The 5,086-nt window shown below is 69.4% G+C and carries 4 protein-coding genes; 1 reads left to right on the top strand and 3 read right to left on the bottom strand.

What is annotated here, in order from left to right:
• From ON21_RS23690 to ON21_RS23680, 3 genes are all read right to left on the bottom strand, one after another.
• Positions 1–1,292, bottom strand: a 1,292-nt coding sequence (locus tag ON21_RS23690; protein WP_245562702.1) for an alanine racemase, incomplete at its 3' end; no start/stop codon positions are given.
• A 16-nt stretch (positions 1,293–1,308) separates the two neighbouring features.
• On the bottom strand, positions 1,309–2,319 hold the full coding sequence (locus ON21_RS23685) for an ornithine cyclodeaminase family protein (protein ID WP_174372200.1): 1,011 nt from the start codon (positions 2,317–2,319) through the stop codon (positions 1,309–1,311).
• Positions 2,291–3,448, bottom strand: coding sequence for a TauD/TfdA family dioxygenase (locus ON21_RS23680; protein ID WP_051021269.1), 1,158 nt, complete (start codon positions 3,446–3,448; stop codon positions 2,291–2,293). Before ON21_RS23680 ends, ON21_RS23685 begins: the two co-directional genes overlap by 29 nt.
• Positions 3,449–3,765: 317 nt before the next feature.
• Between ON21_RS23680 and ON21_RS23675 the strand changes: the two genes are divergently transcribed.
• The coding region (locus ON21_RS23675) for an ABC transporter substrate-binding protein (RefSeq protein ID WP_039800910.1) at positions 3,766–5,086 on the top strand (1,321 nt) is incomplete at its 3' end.

Here is a 5,086-nt window from a genome sequence, read left to right as displayed (position 1 = left end):
TCGTTCGAATCCATCTGGTAACCGGCGGTATTCGGGTAGATCAGCAGATCGCCGACCTCGGCGGGGCGGGGCAGCGGCACCCGCCGCCAGCTCAGCATGTCGGAGTCCAGGCAGGTGGCCGCGCCGACGCTGGTCGGCGTCGCGGTGCCGGGCCGCGCGGGCCACAGCACCGGATCGGGCAGGTACTCGCTGTCGAACCACTGCTCCGAGAGACTGAGGCTGGTGCCGTCGACGGTGAGCAGCCGGTAGGGCGCGCCGTGCGCATGCCTGGTCTTGCTGCCCTGGACCCGGAAGACGGTGCAGCCCGCGTGCGCGAGCAGCGCGCGTCCCGGTTCGACGGCCAGCCGCACGGCGTTGTCGCGCAGTCGCCCGGCGAGATCCTCGTGGTCGAGAATCTGCGCGAGCATGGCCGCGCCGGGCACCGGAAAGTGGTACGGATAGTACGAATCGAAGGACTTCCCGGAGTGGAACCACTGTCGGCCGACCCCCGCGGTGAATTCCATCGCCGCCTCCGCTGGAACGTAGTCGACACCGAAGCCGCCGCCGATCGACACGGTGGTGGCCGGATGCCCCAGCGTGCGCGCGTGCAGACAGCGGGCGATCAGCTCGCCCGCCAGTTCCGCGCGCGCCACCGCGTCGTAGCCGGACAGGTGGAAACTGAAGCCTTCCAGGCGGATCGATTCGTGTGTACCGCACAGCGCGAGGGCGTCCTCGATTTCGCCGGAGGTCATGCCGAACCGGCTGGCCGATGCCGCAGGCAGCACGCGGATCAGCACGCGTGCCGGACCGTCGGTAGCTGCCTGCGCGGCGAGCCGTTCGAGCTCATCGAGATCGTCGACGGCGATCAGCGCACCGTGCCGGACGGCCAGCCACAGCAATTCGTCCGCCTTGGCAGGTCCGGTGACCATGAGCTCGCCGCCGCGTACCCCCTGTGCCAGCGCGGCGGTCAGTTCGCCGACGCTGGCGACGTCGACGCCCGCACCGTGGTGCGCGCACGCGCGCGCGACGCACGCGGCCTTGTTCGCCTTCTTGCCGTAGTAGATCGCGCCGTGCACGCCGGCGTTGGTGAAGGCGGCGCGGAACGCCCGGATGTTGTGGCCGACCCGAGCCGGATACATCACGTGGAACGGACCGCCCACCGCGAACGCGAGGTCACCGAGCAGTTCGGGATCGGCGAGCAGGCGGCGCTCCCATGGGTCGAGGTGCGCGGGCATCGGCGTCGCGCTGATCGGATCGCGCGTGGCCGCGTCGTCTCCCGGCTGCACGGTGACACTCGCGTGTTCTAGGCCCACCGGGCACCTCCGTGCGCTAGTCCCACAGCGGCACCTCCGTGCCGCGGCCTTCCGCGATCGCCCGCTCCGCCAGCGCGTGGGCCACCGCGATGTCGGTCAGCACCAGTCCGCTGTTGTAGACGAAGACGCGCTCCTCGTCCGAGCGGCGGGCGACCGCACGGCGATTCAGGATCTGCGGCAGCTCGGCGTCCACGGCGCGCAGCGTGCCGTCGGGCCCGGCCATGTCGGTGCCGGTCAGCGCCATCTGCTCGGCGCTGGTCGCGATCACGCGGTCGGCATCGATCAGCGTGGACGGCGCTAATCCGTAGCCGACCAGCACCGCCACCGAACCCGGCGCCAGATCGTCGGATTCGAGCGCGACCTCGGTGCCGGGGCCCGCCGTGGCCAGCACGACATCGGCCGTGGCAGCCGCGGCGCGCGGATCGGCGACGGTCTCGAGCAGCGCGTGCGGATGGTGCTCGGCGAGCACGCGGTGCACGGCTGCCAGGCCATCGGGGTGCGTGCCGTAGACCATCAGCTTGCGCAACTGCGGGTTGGCGGCGAGCAGGTGCGGAAGGGCGTTGCGGCCCTGGGTTCCGGTGCCGATCAGCAGCACGCTCTCCGCGCCGCGCCGGATCGTCTCGCGCACGAGCAGGGCCGACACCGCGGGCGTGCGCAACGCGCCCACCCGTGCGCAGTCCATCATCGCGATCGGTGCGCCGGTGCTGTCGTCGTAGAGCGTGATGGTCGTGTAGTACCGCTTCGTGCTGCGATCGTGGCCGGGGTCGAACTTGTAGGAGGTCTTCATCGCCACCACGCGCCTGCGGCCGTCCCGGCCGAGCATGGCGTAGGCGACCGACCAGCCGTCGGGGTTGGCGACGCTCAGCTTGCGCGGGTTGTCCGAATCACCCGCCGCCAGCGCCAGATACGCCTCTTCCACCGCGCGTACCACCGCGGCCGGTGTGATCGGCACGTCGGCGAGGTCGCTGCGGCTCAACACCCGCAGGGGTGTGCTTCGGTCACGCGTGCTCAAGGGGTCCTCGATCATGTCGTACTGCATCCCGCTCATGAGTGCCGCTCTCGACCGGCGGGGTCGCCGCCGTTCGGAAGGGGGCTACGGTTTGTTGCCCGTAGCCATTCTCGTCGGCTTCCTCGGCGCGGCGCCGCCGTTCCGGAAGCCGGATGTTCACTCGCTTGAGCCACCGGTCGGTGCCGTCGTACCGCGCGGTGAACGGCACGCGGCCGTGTACGGCGACGTCGTTGTCCACCAGCAAGAGTTCGCCGGGGGAGAGCGCGGCGGTCACGCAGACGCGCTCGAGCTCGGCGGCGAGTTGTTCGTAGGCTGCGCGGAATTCGGGATCGGCATCCTCGAGCGGGGTGTACGCCGGGTCGTAGCGCAGCGTCTGCTGCTCGGGTCCAGCGGCGCTCCACAGCGTCGGAACCGCTGCGGCAGTGTAGGTTTCGTGCCCATCGCCGTAGGAGACGTCCGGCAGGATCGGCAGCGTGGGTGTGCTGAGCAGCTCGCGCTGCGCGGTGGACAGTTCGACTCGGCGCACCGACGAGACGGTGGTGCCGACCAGATCCGGATTGCGCAGGCAACCGAGCATCAGCAGGTGGGCGCGTTGCGGATGGAACGCGTCCTCGGTGTGCGGGCTCAGCAGCACTTTGCTGCTGGCGCCGGACTGTTCGTGCTCGTGCCCGACCGCCGGAACGATGTTGTTGACCAGCCGTCCGTCCTGCTGGCCCTGCCAGCCGAACGGCTCGCCCGCACTCCGCGCCAACAGCAGCATCACCACGTCGAGTTCGAACGAATGCGCGCGTCGCCGCCGATCGCCGCTCCAGCGCGCCGCCTCCCGCCAGCTCGGCGGTGTCGGTCCGAATTCATTGTCCGCCAACGGAAGACGACCTACGATGGCGGCGCCCGCGGGGGTCGCGGGTGGACGCATCGCGTGGCGCACCTCGGCCGGGAGTTCCGCGACGCCCGCATCGATCCGTTCGATCAGCGCCGGGTCCGTGAGGGTGCGCGCGGCGGCGACCGGATCGGTGAGCGCGAGATCGAGTGTGGCCGATATCTCTCTGGCAAGAGCGCGCACCGCGCGGGCCGCTCCTGGGGAGAGCTCACGTCGTTCGAGGTCTAGGGGGTGAAGCGTCTTACGTTCGGAGAGAACGCTTTTCACCGGGTTTCCCTTCTTCGCATCGGTGGGAAAAGCAGGGGTCACGATTAATATGGGAAGGTAGCCCTTAACGCGAAGTGAAGCAAGGCTTACCTAAGCGAGTCGGCGAAAAAATAGCCGAATCGTATAACTCTGGGCCGAGTGAGACGGCGGCCGGTGGGTGCGTCGAGGCCGGTTCGCACGGTTGCGGGAGATACGCCCTTGCGCTGCCGTTTTGATGCCGGTATCGGTGAGTCGCGCAGTGCATTAGGCTAGCCTGTCCTGATCAAGGCGCTGTGCGCGGTACCGCCGTGGGTTCGGTTCAGGAAGAGGGCAGCACAATGGTTTTGACTCGCAGAGACCTGCTGCGGTCGAGTCTCGGGGTGGGGGCGGTGCTGCTGGCAGCCGCTTGTTCCGATGACCTCGACGCGTCCGGGCCCGCGCGGCGGGGCGGCACGCTGCGGGTCGGCGCGCTCGGCACCGCGGCCCGTATCGAACGCGATCCGCACGCCAACCTCAGCAACGACAGCGACTTCCTCGTCACCTCGCTGGTCTACGACGCTCTCACCGTGCCCGGCGGCAACCCGAATGTCGTTCCACGCCTGGCGACTCGGTGGGAGCCGGACGCCGATCGGCGGCGCTGGAGTTTCACCCTGGCCGAGAACGCGACCTTCCACGACGGGACGCCGGTGACCTCCGAGGACGTCGTGTGGTCGCTGCGCAGGCTGCGCACGGTCGGCGGCGCGTCGAAGATGCCGGTGGCCGTCGAGGACATCACCGCCGACGGGCCGAACCGGGTGGTCCTGGCCGTGCCCGAACCGAATAGCCAACTGCCGCTGCTGGTCCGGCTGATGACCTTCACGGTCAAGCGGGACACCACCGATTTCGGCAAAGCCGTCGGCAGCGGACCGTTCCGGTTGGAGTCCTATCAGGGCGGCAACGCCCGGCTGGTGCGCAACGAGCGGTGGCACGGCGGGCTGCCGCCGCTGGACGCCATCGAGGTCACCATGTTCGAAAGCGTGACCGCGCTGGGCAACGCGGTGCTCGGCGGGCAGATCGACCTGGCCTCCAACGTCGGCGCCATCGCGGGCCGCACCGCCGAAGGACGCGGCGACCTGACGGTTGTGCGTCGCCCGAACGACACGGTGGTCGGCGTCGCCATGCGCACCTCCGACGGCCCGTTCGCCGACGCGCGGGTTCGCACCGCCCTGCGGCTCGGCGTCGACCGCAAAGCCCTGGTCAACCAGGTGCATTCCGGATACGGAACGGTGGCCAACGACGTCCTCGGCACAGCCGATCCGCTCTACGACACCTCCCTCGCCCAGCGCACCCGCGACGTCGAGCGCGCCAAAACGCTGCTGCGCGAGGCGAATTTCGACACCGGGCGCAGCTACCCCTTCGTCACCAAGGCCGAGGCCCCCGGCGAGGTGGAATCGGCGAAGGTGATCGCCACCCAGCTCGGCGAGATCGGCGTCCGGCTGGACGTGGTCACCCAGGAGCCGAACGCCTTCTACGACCAGACCTGGCTGAAGGCGCCGCTGTACACGATCTCCTGGGGCACCAACGATTCCACGCTCTTCTTCGCGAGCAAATTGCTGTCCAGCGGATCGAACCGCAACGAAACCGGCTTCAGGGACGCCGAATTCGACGCGGCCACCGCGA

Source organism: Nocardia araoensis NBRC 100135, assembly GCF_000308435.1.
Classification (GTDB): Bacteria; Actinomycetota; Actinomycetes; order Mycobacteriales; family Mycobacteriaceae; genus Nocardia; species Nocardia araoensis.
This window is presented reverse-complemented; position numbering and strand designations above follow the sequence as displayed.